Annotated in this window: 14 protein-coding genes and 1 riboswitch; of the genes, 8 read left to right on the top strand and 6 right to left on the bottom strand. The window is 68.1% G+C overall.

Features of this window, described 5'->3' with window-relative positions; all coding sequences use genetic code 11:
- Positions 1 to 31 precede the first annotated feature (31 nt).
- The 3 genes from glyA to Pth03_RS14600 form a co-directional block, all read right to left on the bottom strand.
- Entirely contained in the window at positions 32 to 1309 is a 1278-nt protein-coding gene (gene glyA / locus Pth03_RS14610) for a serine hydroxymethyltransferase (RefSeq protein WP_444544173.1), read from the bottom strand.
- Between the two features lie 9 nt (positions 1310 to 1318).
- Positions 1319 to 1424: riboswitch (ZMP/ZTP riboswitch) on the bottom strand.
- A gap of 26 nt (positions 1425 to 1450) precedes the next feature.
- The gene (locus Pth03_RS14605; protein ID WP_203944782.1) at positions 1451 to 2875 is read right to left on the bottom strand and encodes a serine/threonine-protein kinase; all 1425 of its coding nucleotides are present in this window, start codon (positions 2873 to 2875) and stop codon (positions 1451 to 1453) included.
- Positions 2876 to 2943: 68 nt separating this feature from the next.
- The gene (locus Pth03_RS14600) at positions 2944 to 3894 is read right to left on the bottom strand and encodes a YihY/virulence factor BrkB family protein (protein ID WP_203944781.1); all 951 of its coding nucleotides are present in this window, start codon (positions 3892 to 3894) and stop codon (positions 2944 to 2946) included.
- A gap of 265 nt (positions 3895 to 4159) precedes the next feature.
- Here Pth03_RS14600 and Pth03_RS42095 point away from each other — a divergent pair, with 265 nt between their 5' ends.
- The 6 genes from Pth03_RS42095 to Pth03_RS14580 all read left to right on the top strand — a co-directional run bounded on the left by Pth03_RS42095 (position 4160) and on the right by Pth03_RS14580 (position 8215).
- Positions 4160 to 4291 (top strand): hypothetical protein, encoded by a 132-nt coding sequence (locus tag Pth03_RS42095; protein WP_275413108.1) that lies wholly within the window; start codon positions 4160 to 4162, stop codon positions 4289 to 4291.
- 88 nt (positions 4292 to 4379) lie between these two features.
- Positions 4380 to 4463, top strand: a complete 84-nt coding sequence (locus tag Pth03_RS42510) for a putative leader peptide (RefSeq protein WP_357054749.1) — start codon at positions 4380 to 4382, stop codon at positions 4461 to 4463.
- Positions 4464 to 4606: 143 nt separating this feature from the next.
- Positions 4607 to 6289: a nitrite/sulfite reductase gene (locus Pth03_RS14595; protein ID WP_203944780.1), complete on the top strand. Its 1683-nt coding sequence runs from the start codon at positions 4607 to 4609 to the stop codon at positions 6287 to 6289.
- Positions 6290 to 6404: 115 nt separating this feature from the next.
- The gene (locus Pth03_RS14590) at positions 6405 to 6557 is read left to right on the top strand and encodes a DpnI domain-containing protein (protein WP_203883160.1); all 153 of its coding nucleotides are present in this window, start codon (positions 6405 to 6407) and stop codon (positions 6555 to 6557) included.
- Positions 6558 to 6591: 34 nt separating this feature from the next.
- Positions 6592 to 7320, top strand: coding sequence for a phosphoadenylyl-sulfate reductase (locus Pth03_RS14585; RefSeq protein WP_203944779.1), 729 nt, complete (start codon positions 6592 to 6594; stop codon positions 7318 to 7320).
- 142 nt (positions 7321 to 7462) lie between these two features.
- Positions 7463 to 8215, top strand: a complete 753-nt coding sequence (locus tag Pth03_RS14580; protein ID WP_203944778.1) for a sirohydrochlorin chelatase — start codon at positions 7463 to 7465, stop codon at positions 8213 to 8215.
- 244 nt (positions 8216 to 8459) lie between these two features.
- Here Pth03_RS14580 and Pth03_RS14575 read toward each other — a convergent pair whose 3' ends face one another.
- Positions 8460 to 9368: a DUF1707 SHOCT-like domain-containing protein gene (locus tag Pth03_RS14575; protein ID WP_203944777.1), complete on the bottom strand. Its 909-nt coding sequence runs from the start codon at positions 9366 to 9368 to the stop codon at positions 8460 to 8462.
- A gap of 170 nt (positions 9369 to 9538) precedes the next feature.
- Here Pth03_RS14575 and Pth03_RS14570 point away from each other — a divergent pair, with 170 nt between their 5' ends.
- Positions 9539 to 11167 (top strand): isovaleryl-CoA dehydrogenase, encoded by a 1629-nt coding sequence (locus tag Pth03_RS14570; protein ID WP_203944776.1) that lies wholly within the window; start codon positions 9539 to 9541, stop codon positions 11165 to 11167.
- A 39-nt stretch (positions 11168 to 11206) separates the two neighbouring features.
- On the opposite strand, the gene Pth03_RS14565 is transcribed toward Pth03_RS14570, so the two are convergent.
- Positions 11207 to 12190 carry a helix-turn-helix transcriptional regulator gene (locus tag Pth03_RS14565; protein WP_203944775.1) on the bottom strand — a complete coding sequence of 328 codons (984 nt, stop codon included), beginning with the start codon at positions 12188 to 12190 and terminating at the stop codon, positions 11207 to 11209.
- Positions 12191 to 12425: 235 nt separating this feature from the next.
- Entirely contained in the window at positions 12426 to 13115 is a 690-nt protein-coding gene (locus tag Pth03_RS14560) for a hemerythrin domain-containing protein (RefSeq protein ID WP_203944774.1), read from the bottom strand.
- Between the two features lie 719 nt (positions 13116 to 13834).
- Between Pth03_RS14560 and Pth03_RS14555 the strand changes: the two genes are divergently transcribed.
- Positions 13835 to 14263, top strand: a complete 429-nt coding sequence (locus Pth03_RS14555; RefSeq protein WP_203944773.1) for an OsmC family protein — start codon at positions 13835 to 13837, stop codon at positions 14261 to 14263.
- The last annotated feature ends 29 nt before the right edge of the window (positions 14264 to 14292 follow it).

The following is a 14292-nucleotide window of genomic DNA, read 5'->3' as shown; positions in this document are numbered from 1 at the left end:
GGAGTGGCTGATACGCCAAGAAGGCGGCGGATCAGGAGAGGCCGGGGGCGGGGAACTGGGCGGTCAGGTCACTGACCTCCTTGTGGACCCGCGCGATCACATCGTCAGCGTCGCCCTTGGCCACGGCGGTGACGACCTCGTCGATCCACGCGCCGATCTGCCGCATCTCCGCCTCGCCCATGCCCCGGGACGTCACCGACGGGGTGCCGATCCGGATGCCCGACGGGTCGAACGGCTTACGCGGGTCGAAGGGCACCGTGTTGTAGTTGGTCTCCAGCCCGGCCCGGTCGAGCGCCTGGGCGGCGGGCTTGCCGCCGACGCCCTTGGGCGTGAGGTCCATGAGGATCAAATGGTTGTCGGTGCCGCCGGAGACGAGGTCGAAGCCCCTGCTCGACAGCTCCTCGGCGAGCGCCTTGGCGTTCTTCACGACCTGCGCGGCGTACGCCTTGAACTCCGGCTGGGCGGCCTCGTGCAGGGCGACGGCGATGGCGGCCGTGGTGTGGTTGTGCGGGCCGCCCTGGAGGCCGGGGAAGACGGCCTTGTTGAGGGCGGTCGCGTGCTCGTCGGCGGTGGCCATCAGCATGGCGCCGCGTGGGCCGCGAAGCGTCTTGTGCGTGGTCGTGGAGATCACGTCGGCGTGCCCGACCGGCGACGGGTGGGCGCCGCCCGCGACGAGCCCGGCGATGTGCGCGATGTCGGCGGCGAGGACGGCGCCGACCTCACGGGCGATCTCCGCGAAGGCCGGGAAGTCGATGGTGCGCGGGATCGCGGTGCCGCCGCAGAAGATCAGCTTGGGCCGGTGCTCCAGCGCGATCGAACGGACCTCGTCCATGTCGATGCGGCCGGTGTCCTTGCGCACGCCGTACCGTACGGCGTTGAACCACTTGCCGGTGGCCGAGACCGACCAGCCGTGGGTGAGGTGGCCGCCGAACGGCAGGCCCATGCCGAGCACGGTGTCGCCGGGGTTGAGGAAGGCCAGGTAGATCGCGAGGTTCGCCGGCGAGCCGGAGTACGGCTGGACGTTGGCGTGGTTCACCCCGAACAGCGACTTGGCCCGTTCCACGGCGACGGTCTCGATCTGGTCGATGACCTGCTGGCCCTCGTAATAGCGCTTGCCCGCGTACCCCTCGGAGTACTTGTTCGTGAGAACCGTTCCCGTGGCCTCCAGAACGGCCTTGGAGACGTAGTTCTCCGACGCGATGAGCTTGACGGTGTCGGCCTGCCGCCGCTCTTCGGCCCTGATGAGCCCGGCGATCTCGGGATCGACGGAGTTCAGCGAGTTCCCAGCCATGGCGCCTTCCTTGTCCACATTGACAGGTGCGGCGGCCCAGGCGCACGGCCTCCGCGAGAATGCTCCCCGGTGGTGACCCACCTTGCGACGCGGCCCCATGGGGCGCACGCCAGCGCCAGTCGCGACTTCCCTACTTTATCGGGAGCCGTCCCATACGGCTCACCCCTCCGAGATGGGCACATCCGTGATGAGCCCGAACCCGGGGACGTCCACCCCGGCCGTATCCATGCCGTCCGGTACGCCCGTGTAGCTCGCCCACAGGGAAACCGTGTCGCCGGATTCGAACCACTGTGCGGGCACGGGGCCGCATACGCACACGTCGTCCTTGCCTGCCGGGGGATACTTCGCCGTGCCGTCCGGGGCGACGAGGTTGATCTCCGAGGCGTCCTCCCCGAAGAGGTCCCGGGGCCACCATCGTTGTTCCGTGCCGGTGACCTTGACCGACAGCCTGAGGTTCACCGAGGTCCCGTGCCGGGTCGCCGAGTCGACGGTGACCTGCAACGGAGTGCCCTTGAACTGCTTGGCTGCGGTCGCCACCGGGCCCTCCGGGGTCGTCGCTCCCCCGTCTCCGCCAAATTGCAGCGCGGCGACGACCGCGGCGGCCGCAAGCACTACCGATACCGCGATCACGCCGCTCCAGAGCCTGCGCGACGGCTTCGCCGCCCGTAGTGCGCGTGAGACCGGTTCAGCCCTGGTGGCGACCGAAGACGGATTCGGGCTGGTCCAGGCCTCGCTCACGATCCGCGTGGCCGCCTCGACGGCCACTTCCTCGCGGCCGAGCAGCCGGTCGAGGAGTTCCTGGGAGCTCGGCCTGCGGCCGGGGTCCTTGTCGAGGGCACGCTCGACCAGAGGGCGCAGGCGCTCGTCGAGCCCCTTCAGGTCGGGCACGTGATTGGTGACCCGGTAGAGGACCTCCGCAGCGGCCCCTCGGCCGAAGGGCGGCCGGCCGGTCCCGGCGTAGGCGACCACGCACCCCCAGGCGAACACGTCGGCGGCCGCGGTGACGGTCTCGCCTCTCGCCCGCTCCGGGGCCATGTAGCTCGGCGTGCCGATCACCGCGCCGGTCCGCTCGGCCAGGGTGTCGGCGAGTTGGGCGATGCCGAAGTCGATCACACGAGGCCCGACGGGGGCGAGCAGGATGTTGGAGGGTTTCAGGTCGCGGTGCACCACGCCGGCCCGGTGGATCGCCGACAGCGCCGTGGCGACGCCCACCGCGAGGGCGTCGAGGTTCGACCCGCCCATCGGCCCCTGTGCTTCGACCACAGAGGACAGGTCGGGGCCCTCGACGTATTCGGTGACCAGGTAGGCCTGCTCGCCGTCCAGTCCGGCGTCGAGCAGGGGCGCGGTGCAGAAGCGGGCCACCCGCTTGGCGGCCTCCGCCTCCTTACGGAACCTGCCGCGGAACTCCTCCTGGGCGGCCAGCTCCGGGCGCATCACCTTGACGGCCACCTGGCGTCCCGCCCGGTCGTGCGCGAGGTACACGATGCCCATGCCGCCTTCGCCAAGACGGCGAACCGGCACGTACGGACCGATCATCCGCCGATGCACCGACGTGGTCTCTTCAGAGGATGGCTGCCCGTTCATCGCAGACATCATTACGGATCACCGCATATCGCGCGATAAATCCGGCCTTGGTCGCAACCGTCTTGATATCAGGCGCAGAGTTCGTGGCGGGCGGTGCCGTTCCGGGGCCACAGGCGATCGACCTCGGCGTTGAGCGTCGCACCGATCAGTACGGCCAGAGCCGTGATGTAGAGCCAGAGCAGGACGGCGATCGGGGCGGCCAGCGAGCCGTAGATGGACAACGGCTTGAACCAGGCGGCCAGCACCTCACGGAGCACGGCGGCGCAGAGGATCCAGATGATCAGGGCGAGCACGGCCCCCGGCGTCTCCCGCCACCAGCGGGTGCGCCTGGGGACGCTCACGTGGTAGAGGAGCGTGAGCATCAGGACGGACCCGGCGACCACGACGGGCCAGTAGAAGATCGATACGAGCACGCTGTATCGGCTCAGGGTGTTGGACAGCAGCGTCGGCCCGATGACCAGGATCGGCATGATGACCAGGCCGATCAGCAGCGCGGCGACGTAGAGGCCGAACGACAGCACCCGGGTACGGATGATCCCCCGGGTCTCCCCCAGGCCGTACGCGATGGAGATCAGGTCGACGTACACGAACAGCGCGCGGGAGCCCGACCACAGCGACAGCAGGAAGCCGACGGAGATCAGCGACACCTGGCCGCCGTTGAGCACGTCGTTGAGCAGGGGCATCACGACGCGGTCGACGGTGTTACTCGTGAACAGCAGCTCCGACTGGTTGACGACCCACTCCTTGACCTCCTGGACGCTGTCCTGGCCGAGGAGGCCGCTCAGATGGCCCATGACGCCGAGCAGTCCGAGCACGAAGGGTGGCAGCGACAGGAGTGCGAAGAAGGCCGCCTCGCCGGCGAGGCCCGTGACCCGGTAGTTGACGCCCGCCATGGTGGTCGCCTTCGCCAGCGACCACGCGTTGGTGTCGCGAACCCAGCTCAGGCGTGCGCGGGCACGCATCATCGCCAGGCGTGAGACATGCCTCGGCCTGCGTGTCGAAGCGTCCGTGGACGTCATGGCACCCAACCGTATACGCAGAGTGAAGGTGCCCGCGGCTCATTGTGATCATGAACGCAGACACCCGCTGCCGGATATGAGCCCTACCCGCGCCCGGCGCGAATACCGCCAACCTGGGGCAAACCAGGTCATTAACGCCGACGCCGTGGCCCACAATAGGGGGGAATCGGCCCGCCCGCGAGGGCGAGGCGTCACCCACGCCGATCATGCGCCCGGCCGCGACCCGCGGTTCACCCGGGTGTAACCGGGCGTGAACAATGAACACATGATCTGCGACTCGTGCAAGGACCGGCGACACGAGGACTGCCGCGGCGGATCGTGGTGCGACTGCCAGCACCAGGAGTCGCTGGACGACCGGCACACCGAGCCGCCGGAGAACTGGGTCAGCCAGGGATGATCCGTACCTCAGAATGAAGGACCGGTTACGATCCCGAATCCTGGACACGAACTTGGACATCCAGGATCTCCGGGGTATCGTTTAGGACATGCCAGCGGACCCATTGCTCGTCGTGCGACGTCACGTCGACCTTCTGCGTGTCCGCTCCGCCATCTGTATCGACGCCGGCTGACCGCTCCCGCTGTTGAATCGGGCGCGCACCAGGCGTCTTTTTTTCATGCCATCCGCTCGATGAGGAGCGCGAGGCCGCCTGCCCCAAGCGCGTCCGAACCGTAGACCGATCCTCAGACCGATCACACGGAAAAGGACGTGCCCATGAGCACCCCGGCCCGCCCGGCGAACCGCCACCACAAGCGCCCGCGCGGCGAAGGTCAGTGGGCTCTCGGTTACCGTGAGCCGCTGAACAAGAACGAGGAGAACAAGAAGAACGACGACGGGCTCAACGTCCGTCAGCGGATCATCGACGTCTACTCGAAGCGCGGTTTCGACTCGATCGACCCCGCCGACCTGCGGGGCCGGTTCCGCTGGTACGGCTTGTACACGCAGCGCAAGCCCGGGATCGACGGCGGCAAGACGGCCATCCTCGAGCCCGAAGAGCTTGACGACCGCTACTTCATGCTCCGGGTGCGCATCGACGGCGGTCAGCTCGACCTCGAACAGCTCCGGGTGATCGCCGACATCTCCAACGAGTACGCCAGGGGCACCGCCGACATCACCGACCGGCAGAACATCCAGCTCCACTGGATCGAGGTCGAGTCCGTGCCCGACATCTGGGAGCGGCTCGAGGCCGTCGGCCTGTCCACCATGGAGGCCTGCGGTGACACTCCCCGCGTCATCCTGGGCTGCCCGCTGGCTGGCATCGACGCCGACGAGACGATCGACGGCACCCAGCAGATCCACGACATCAACGAGCGGTACATCGGGCAGAAGGAGTTCTCCAACCTGCCCAGGAAGTTCAAGTCGGCGATCAGCGGCTGCACGGCGCACTGCACCGTCCACGAGATCAACGACATCGCGTTCGTCGGTGTCGTGAACGAGCAGGGCGAGCAGGGCTTCGACGTCTGGGTCGGCGGCGGCCTGTCGACCAACCCGATGTTCGCCAAGAGGCTCGGCGCGTTCGTACGGCCCGAGCAGGTCCACGAGGTCTGGGCGGGGATCTGCGGCATCTTCCGCGACTACGGCTACCGCCGCCTGCGGCACCGGGCCCGCATCAAGTTCCTGGTCAACGACTGGGGCGCGGAGAAGTTCCGCCAGGTCCTCGAGTCCGACTACCTGGGCTACGCCCTGGCCGACGGGCCGGCCCCCGCGCTGCCCCGTGGCGGCCGCCGCGACCACGTCGGCGTCCACCCGCAGAAGGACGGGAACTTCTACGTGGGGTTCGCCCCCAAGGTCGGCCGGGTCGACGGCGACAAGCTGCACCGGATCGCCGACATCGCCGAACGGCACGGCGCCACCCGGGTGCGCACGACGGTCGAGCAGAAGATGGTCATCCTCGACGTCGCCCCCGACCAGGTCGACTCGATCGTCAAGGAACTGGAGGCGGCCGACCTCCAGGTCAACCCGTCCACCTTCCGCCGCCAGACCATGGCGTGCACCGGAATCGAGTTCTGCAAGCTGGCCATCGTCGAGACCAAGGCCACCGCCTCCGACCTGATCGACGAGCTGGAGAGGCGGCTTCCCGACTTCACCGAGCCGCTGACCATCAACGTCAACGGATGCCCCAACTCCTGCGCCCGCATCCAGGTCGCCGACATCGGCCTCAAGGGCCAGCTGGTCGTCAACGACCAGGGTGAGCAGGTCGAGGGCTTCCAGGTGCACCTGGGCGGGTCCATCGGCCTCAACCCCAACTTCGGCCGCAAGGTCCGCGGGCTCAAGGCGACCGCCGAGGAACTGCCCGACTACGTGGAGCGGGTCGTGCGGAACTTCGAGAAGCAGAAGAACGAAGGCGAGACCTTCAGCGAGTGGGTCCAGCGCGCGGACGAGGCCGACCTCAAATGAGCATCGAGGGCGCGGCGTTGCCTGGACCGCGGAGCGCGCGGAAGCGCAGCGACCAAGCGCGACAAGGGAAGGCAACGCCTCAAAGGCGCCCGAGACCAGCGAGCGGAGCGAGCGCATGAGCGAGAGAGCGGCGCCGTTCTACTGCCCGTACTGCGGCGAGGAAGACCTCGAGCCCTACGTCACCGAGGAAGAGAGCTACGGGTGGTACTGCCGCTCCTGTGCTCGGGCCTTCCGGGTGAAGTTCCTCGGGCTCGGCGTGCGCTCGTGAACGATCTTTTTGAACGACGTGTGAGGAGTAAGAGATGAGTCTGGTGGACATCGAGGTCGGACTGGAAAGACAGCGGGCGACACTCGACCTGCAGGGCATCGTCGAGTCGGCCGCGCAGTTCCTGGAGGACGCCCCCGCCCGGGAGATCATCCGCTGGGCTGCCGCCACGTTCGGCGACCGGCTCTGCCTGACGTCCTCGATGAGCGACGCCCTGCTGATCGACCTGGTCAGCAGGGTCAAGCCCGGCGTGGACGTGCTGTTCATCGACACCGGCTACCACTTCGCCGAGACCATCGGCACGCGCGACGCCGTCCAGCAGGTCTACGACGTCAACCTGATCAACATCGAGCCGTCGCGCACGGTGGCCGAACAGGACCGCGACCTCGGCCCCCGCCTGTTCGGCCGCAACCCCGACCTGTGCTGCTACCTGCGGAAGGTGGAGCCCCTCAACCGGGCGCTCGAGCCGTACCTCGCCTGGATCTCCGGAATCCGCCGCGACGAGTCGACGACCCGTATCGGCACCAAGGTCGTGGAGTGGGACGCCAAGCGGCAGATGGTCAAGGTCAACCCGATCGCGCGGTGGACGCAGGAGGACGTCGACAACTACATCGCCGACAACGGCGTGTTGATCAACCCCCTGCACTACGACAACTACCCGTCGATCGGCTGCGCCCCCTGCACCCGGCAGGTCGCCCCCGGCGAAGACCCCAGGAGCGGACGCTGGCAGGGCCTCGGCAAGACCGAGTGCGGCATCCACCTCTGATCGAGGCGTGACCACGCTCCCCACAGGGGCGTGATCATGCAGAACTTCGGAGATGTGTGCCCTGATCTGCGAGTTCTCCATTCGTGATCATGCAGAAGTTCGAGCAAACACCCGACGAGCAGGCGAAACACCAACCGTGATCATGCAGAGCCGTACCACCGACCGACCGCCGCTGATCGCGGTGGCGCACGGGTCCCGCGACCCGCGTGCCGCCGCGGCGGTGGAGGCTCTGCTGCATGCCGTACGGCTGGCGGAGCCCGGGCTCGACGTGCGGACGGCGTACCTGGACCACGCCCCGCCGAGCCTGCCCCAGGCCCTTTCCGGGCTCGACCAGGCCGTCGTCCTTCCTCTGCTGCTGACCGCGGCGTATCACAGCCGCGTGGACATCCCCGCCGCACTCCGCGAGACGTCCGCCAGGCGGCCGCGGCTCCACATCGCGTACGGCGACACCCTCGGCCCCCATCCGCTCCTCATCGCCGCGCTCGAACGGCGCCTGACCGAGGCCGGTGTGACCCCGGGCGACCCGGAGACCGCCGTGGTGCTCGTGTCCGCCGGATCAAGCGACGCCCGCGCGAACGCCGTCATCACCCGCATGGCCCGCGAATGGGCGCGGGCGCGTCCCTGGTGGTCGGTCACCGCCGCCTTCGCCTCGGCCGCCTCCCCCACTCCCGCCCAGGAAGTGGTACGGCTCATCCGCACAGGAGCGCCCAAGGTGGTGGTCGCCCCCTATCTGCTGGCTCCGGGGCATTTCTCCGACAAGGTGGAGCGCGACACGCTGGAGGCGGGGGCGAGTGTCGTGGCCGGCGTGCTCGGGCCCGCTCCCGAGCTGGTGGCCATCGTCCAGGAGAGGTACGGCCAGGCCGTACGGCGCTCGACGGCGGTCGCGACGGCCTGAGATCGGCCTGCGCGCTTCCGGACGTGAGGCCGCTTGTGCATGGTCACGGATGACGTCTCGCCTGGTCGGCGCGGGATCGCGCGAACTTCTGCATGATCACGAATGACGTCTCGCCTGGTGGGCGAGGGTTCACCCGAACTTCTGCATGATCACGAATGATGAAACCCCAGTTCAGGGCACACATCACCGAACTTCTGCATGATCACGGCGAGGGGCGGCGGAGGGGGCCTGGGATACTCAGTGGTCAGTCGTCGTGGCGGGGCTGGTGCCACGAGTCACGGGACTCCCGGCGATAATCCCGGCGCGCCTGCCTTTCCTCGCGAATCATGTCCCGGTGGGCCTGGAGATCGTCCCGGAGCGTCTCCCGGTTCCGGCGATGGAGCTCACGACGGGCGTCGCCCTCCTCCCGGCGATACTCCCTTTCGGCGTCGCGCTCGTCCCGTCTCATCTGCTCGTAAGCGTGCCTGCCGTCCTCGATGGAGTCGTGCAGCCCCGTGAGCAGGTGCTGGCGCATCTCCTTGCGGCGGTCCCACCACCACTCGCTCCAGGCGAACCAGCCGCGCTTGATCGGCTCGGCCCGCGAGTCGCCGATGATCTTCACATCGCCCATGAGGACGTAGGCCTTGACCCGCACGACGGGAGCGCTCTGCCCGCTCGGTGCCTCCACCACCTGGACCTTCTTGTCGCCCATGATGGTCACGCCCGACAGTTCGACGTCCACCCCGTCCGGAACGATGATCTTGATGTCTCCCATGACACAGGTGGCGACGATGTCCACCTCGGGCGTGCGCACCTCGGCCTGGCGAAGGTCGAGCGTCACGTCGCCCATCACGCAGACCGCGCCGATCTCCTGATCGATCTTCCACGTGCCGTTGCGCTTGGTGTCGCCCATGACGGCGACGATCCACTTCCTGACCCTGCCCGGCGTCTGCGGCGCGGCCGGTGGCTGCTGCCGGCGGGCGGCCGGCGCTCCTCCGGGGAGGTCGACGGTGAGCTGCGCGAGCTCGGCGTGGGTTCGCGCCAGGTAGGCCGCCTCGGTGCGTTCGGTGAGCTCGGCGAGCGTCAGACGGCCCTCGACCGACGCCTCACGAAGCCGCTCCACCACTGATTCCCGCTCGGCGTCGGAAGCCCGCATTTCACCTGGATCGCTCACGTTTTCCAGGCTACGCGGAGGAGCGCGATCTCCCCATCCTCCTTGGGAACGAATCACCTCTCCTCGAGAAGGACAGGTTCCGTGATCGTGAAGTTCGCTCCCGCGACCTGCGCATTTCACCATTCGAATTGAAATGTTGAGATGGTGATGGAAAGCCGACAGGAGGCCGCATGACCCACGACGTGACCAACCAGCCGCCGCCACTGACCGGGTACGACGTCTCGAGCGACCGCGCGCTGCTCGACGGGCTGACCCGCGAAGGCGCCGACTGGGCGACCGGGGAGCTCCGCCAGCTCGGCCTCCTGGCCGGCGGCGCGAAGGCCCAGGAGTGGGGTCGGCTGGCCAACGAGAATCCGCCCGTCCTCCGGACGCACGACCGGTACGGCCACCGTATCGACGAGGTGGAGTTCCACCCGGCCTGGCACGAGCTCATGGCGGTCGCGGTCGCGGGCGGCCTGCACGCCTCGCCGTGGACGTCCGCGCGGCCGGGTGCCCACGTGGCGCGGGCCGCCAAGTTCTTCACGTGGTCGCAGGTCGAGGCCGGCCACGGGTGCCCGATCTCCATGACGTACGCCGCCGTCGCGGCCCTCAGGCACTCCCCCGAGCTCAGGGCCGAATGGGAGCCCCTGCTCGCCTCCCGGACGTACGACTTCGGCCTGCGCCCGGCGCGGGAAAAGCGGGGCGTGCTCGCCGGGATGGCGATGACGGAGAAGCAGGGCGGCTCCGACGTCCGTGCGAACACCACCCAGGCGGAACGGCTGGGCGACGGCACGTTCGCCATCACGGGCCACAAATGGTTCAACTCCGCCCCGATGTGCGACGTGTTCCTGGTGCTCGCGCAGGCGCCCGGCGGCCTTTCCTGCTTCCTTCTGCCGCGCGTGCTGCCGGACGGCTCCCGCAACGCGATGCGGCTCATGCGCCTCAAGGACAAGCTGGGGAACAAGTCCAACGCCTCGGCGGAGGTGGAGTACGAGGGGGCGATCGCCTTCCTCGTCGGCGAAGAGGGACGCGGCGTCCGCACGATCATCGAGATGGTCAACATGACCAGGCTCGACTGCGTGATCGGCTCGGCGGCCGGCATGCGGTACGGCGTGGCCCAGGCGATCCACCACGCCCGCCACCGCAGGGCTTTCGGGAAGCCCCTCGTCGAGCAGCCGCTCATGCGCAACGTTCTGGCCGACCTGGCGCTGGAGTCCGAAGCCGCCACCACGCTGATGATGCGACTCGCCGGTGCGACCGATCGCGCGGTTCGCGGCGACGCCGCCGAAGGCATGTTCCGCCGTACAGCACTGGCCGCCGCGAAGTACTGGATCTGCAAGCGGGCGCCCGTTCACGCCGCCGAGTCACTGGAATGCCTCGGAGGCAACGGATACGTGGAGGAGTCGCAGATGCCCCGGCTCTTCCGGGATTCGCCCTTGAACGGCATCTGGGAGGGGTCGGGCAACATCGCCGCACTCGACGTGTTCCGGGCCATCGTCAAGGAGCCCGAGACCCTCGACGCCTTCTTCGAGGAGGTCGAGCTGGCCAAGGGCTCTGACGGGCGTCTCGACTCCGGTATCTACCGCGCCAAGGACTTCCTTGCCGGCGCCTCCTCGGCCGAGCTCGGCGCCCGCCGTGTGGTCGAGCACCTCGCCATCGTCCTCCAGGCGTCTCTGCTGGTCAGGCATGGCGATGCCGCTGTCGCCGACGCCTTCTGCGCCTCCCGGCTCGGCGATGACCGCGGCTACGCCTTCGGCGCCCTTCCCTCCGGGCTCGACCTCACGCCGATCATCGACAGAGCAGCCCCGGGGGCCGCGTAGACGCCTCGGCAGTGGGTCGGCCGGTCTGCGCTGAGGCGATCAACGCGGGGTGCGCAGGACCTGAACCGGCGACGTGCCGAATTCGGCTTCGTGCGCGGCGGCGAACCGGCCGAGGTGGGTGAACCCCCAATGACGGGCGATCGACGCCACGGTCTGAACCGACGGGTCGGCGGCGCGCAGATCGGCGTGTGCGCGGCGTAGCCGTACCGTGCGGAGGTAGGCCATGGGCGACATCCCGACATGGCGCCGGAAGCCCTCCTGCAGCGTCCGGACGCTGACGTGGCATTGCGCGGCGAGCACGGACGTCGTGAGCGGCGCCCGCGGATCCGCCTCCATGATGTCGATCGCGGTGCGGATCGCGACGGGACGGCCCGCCTCGGCGGGCGCCTCGAGTCTCTCGCGGTACGGATGATCCGTCGCCAGCAGGAAACCGCGGATCAGTCCGTCCACCAACGGGGGCGCGACGAGCGACTGCCGCGCGATGCTGTCGGGACGACCGAGTTGCCCGTTGAGCATCAGAAGCATCTGGATCAGGCTCAGCGCGCGGCCTGATGTGGTGTCCATCGTCGGCGCGAAGGCGACCTGCGACGTCACGGAATCACCCAGCAGGGCTTCGAGCGCCCGCTCGAGGGCGCGTCGTTCGAACCCCACACAGACGAGGCGGCAGTCCCCGGCCCATCTGTTCAGGGTGACCTCACCCTCGGGCACGAAGATCACGGCGCGTGAGCGCGTGCCGACGGTACTGATCCCGCGATGCCGTACCTCCATATGGCTGGTCATCGGCACACTGATGTGGTACGACCTGCGCAGTTCGCTGCCCTCCACCCGGAGGTCGACCCCGTGCACGGCGTCGCCGAACGTGATCGGCCCGATCCCCCCGTACCGCTCGACGGGGGTGCTCCTGATCGACTTGTCGAGCACGGTGACCCGCAACTGCTGCAACGCCGTACGGCAATCGTCTCCCGGCTCGTATGAGGGAACGGTGACGTAGCTCGGCCGGGACGACGATGGGATCTGTTTCATGCGCCAGCTACCTGATCTTCAGTACATGCAGCGTGCCACACGTAAACATAAACAGATAACTAGGATTAAACAGTCAAATAATCACAATGTGCGATATTTCACCTTTGCTGGTGATCCGTACGACGTCGGCGCTCCCCATCTGGCTGATGCGACGACGATGCGGAGGCCGCCCTGACCAGGGCGGCCTCCGTTCCTTGTCATCCCGCCCAGGCAATGCCGGACCGAGGGGCTGTGATCACAGCTCGGTGCTGCGCCGCGGCGTCGCGGTTCCGTGGATCAGCTCGGAGTGGGCCGCGAAGGCCTGCCCGGCCAGATCCCTGATGACCGGGCGGGCTTCCGGCGGCATGTTGGAGATGACGAGGTCGATGATCTCGGGGTCGCCCTCGTACATCATCATGCCGAACGACAACGGAAGGCTTTCCGGGTCGACGCCGGCCGCGGCGGTCTGGATGATGCGGTTCCACTCGGCCGCGGTGATGTGCTTCTCCATGAGGGGGACGACATGCTCCTCCTCCACCGCCAGATGCTCCTTGAGCAGGGGCAGCAGCCGGGCGACGGCGACGGCCAGCGCTTCGCGGGACTCGGCGGCGGCTCCGCCTCTCCAGGACTCGACCGCCGCGTCGACCTCGGAGACGGCCTTCTCGATCCCCTGGTGTTGGCTCTCCATCACCTGGACGATCGCCTTCACCTCGCCGGCGGCGCGCTCAAGCAAAGCGGGCCAGACGAATTCGTCCTCTCCGTGATGGTGGTGGTGAAGGACGGTCGTCAAGCCCGTGATGTGAGCGCCGACCACTCGGGCCCGGTCCAGGTCGCCGGCGGCGACGCCGCGGACCGCTTCCGGCGTGAGCCCGAATTCGCGCCGGAGCATGTTGTGCACCATGTACATTTCGCGGCCGTCGAAGTACGGCTCGGCATCATTCGTCAAGGCAGTCTCCACGTGGGGATCGACGCAGGTCAGAAGGGTTGGCGTTGCCCGCGCCACGCTAGCTGGACGCCAGCCGCCCCTCGGCCCGGAATGCGCTGGGCGGACAGACGTCCGCGTCGAGTGGATAGACGTCACCCACCTGGGCGTGATCATGCAGAAGCTCGTTCGCAGGCACTCTGACCTGCGCGAACCCGCGCCGTGATCATGCAGAAGTTCGTGTATAGGCGGCTCGACCTGCTGCTTTGCAGTACGTGATCATGCAGAAGTTCGCCGCCATCACGTCCGGCCTGGCACTTACCTAGTCGTGATCATGCACCGCCGCGCGCTCGACGACATCGACAGCAGCGTCCGGCAGCCTCCGCGAGCCGCGCCGAGCATACGAAACTGCATGATCACGTACGGCAAAGCAGCAGGTCAATCGGGGCGGTGTCGAACTTCTGCATGATCACGAACCGCGTATGCGCAGGTCAGGCCCCGCCCTACCGAACTTCTGCATGATCACGCCCCAGGGGGGCGCAGGTCGGACCACGTTCGCCCGAACTTCTGCATGATCACCCCAAGAGTGCGGTGATCACGCCCAAGGGAGTGGGGTGATCACGGTCAAGGGGGTGGGTGGGGTGGCGCCGCTATGGGTGAAGGTGGGGGGAGCGAGGGATCAGGCAGCGCTCGCCTTTAAGCTCGCTCATGGATATGACTCACGAATGAAGGGATCATCCGCCATGGCGACAACCCGTACCGCGACCACGCAGTGGAAGGGCGCGCTTCTCGACGGCTCGGGCGTCGTATCGCTGGACACGTCCGGCGTCGGCACCTTCGACGTCACCTGGGCCTCTCGGTCCCAGGAGGCCAACGGCAAGACCAGCCCGGAGGAGCTCATCGCGGCAGCCCACTCCGCCTGCTTCTCGATGGCCCTGTCCCACGGGCTTGCCGGCGCGGGCACGCCGCCGCAGTCGCTGGAGACCAAGGCCGACGTCACCTTCCAGCCGGGTGAGGGCATCACCGGCATCGTCCTGTCGGTCCGCGCCCAGGTTCCCGGCCTGTCCGCCGAGGACTTCCAGCAGGCGGCCGAGACGGCCAAGGCCAACTGCCCGGTCAGCAAGGCCCTGACCGGCACGACGATCACGCTGAACGCCGAGCTGGTCGACTAGTAACACCACAACGGAGCCCCCGCCGTCAT

Source organism: Planotetraspora thailandica (assembly GCF_016863335.1).
Lineage (GTDB): Bacteria > Actinomycetota > Actinomycetes > Streptosporangiales > Streptosporangiaceae > Planotetraspora > Planotetraspora thailandica.
This window is presented reverse-complemented; position numbering and strand designations above follow the sequence as displayed.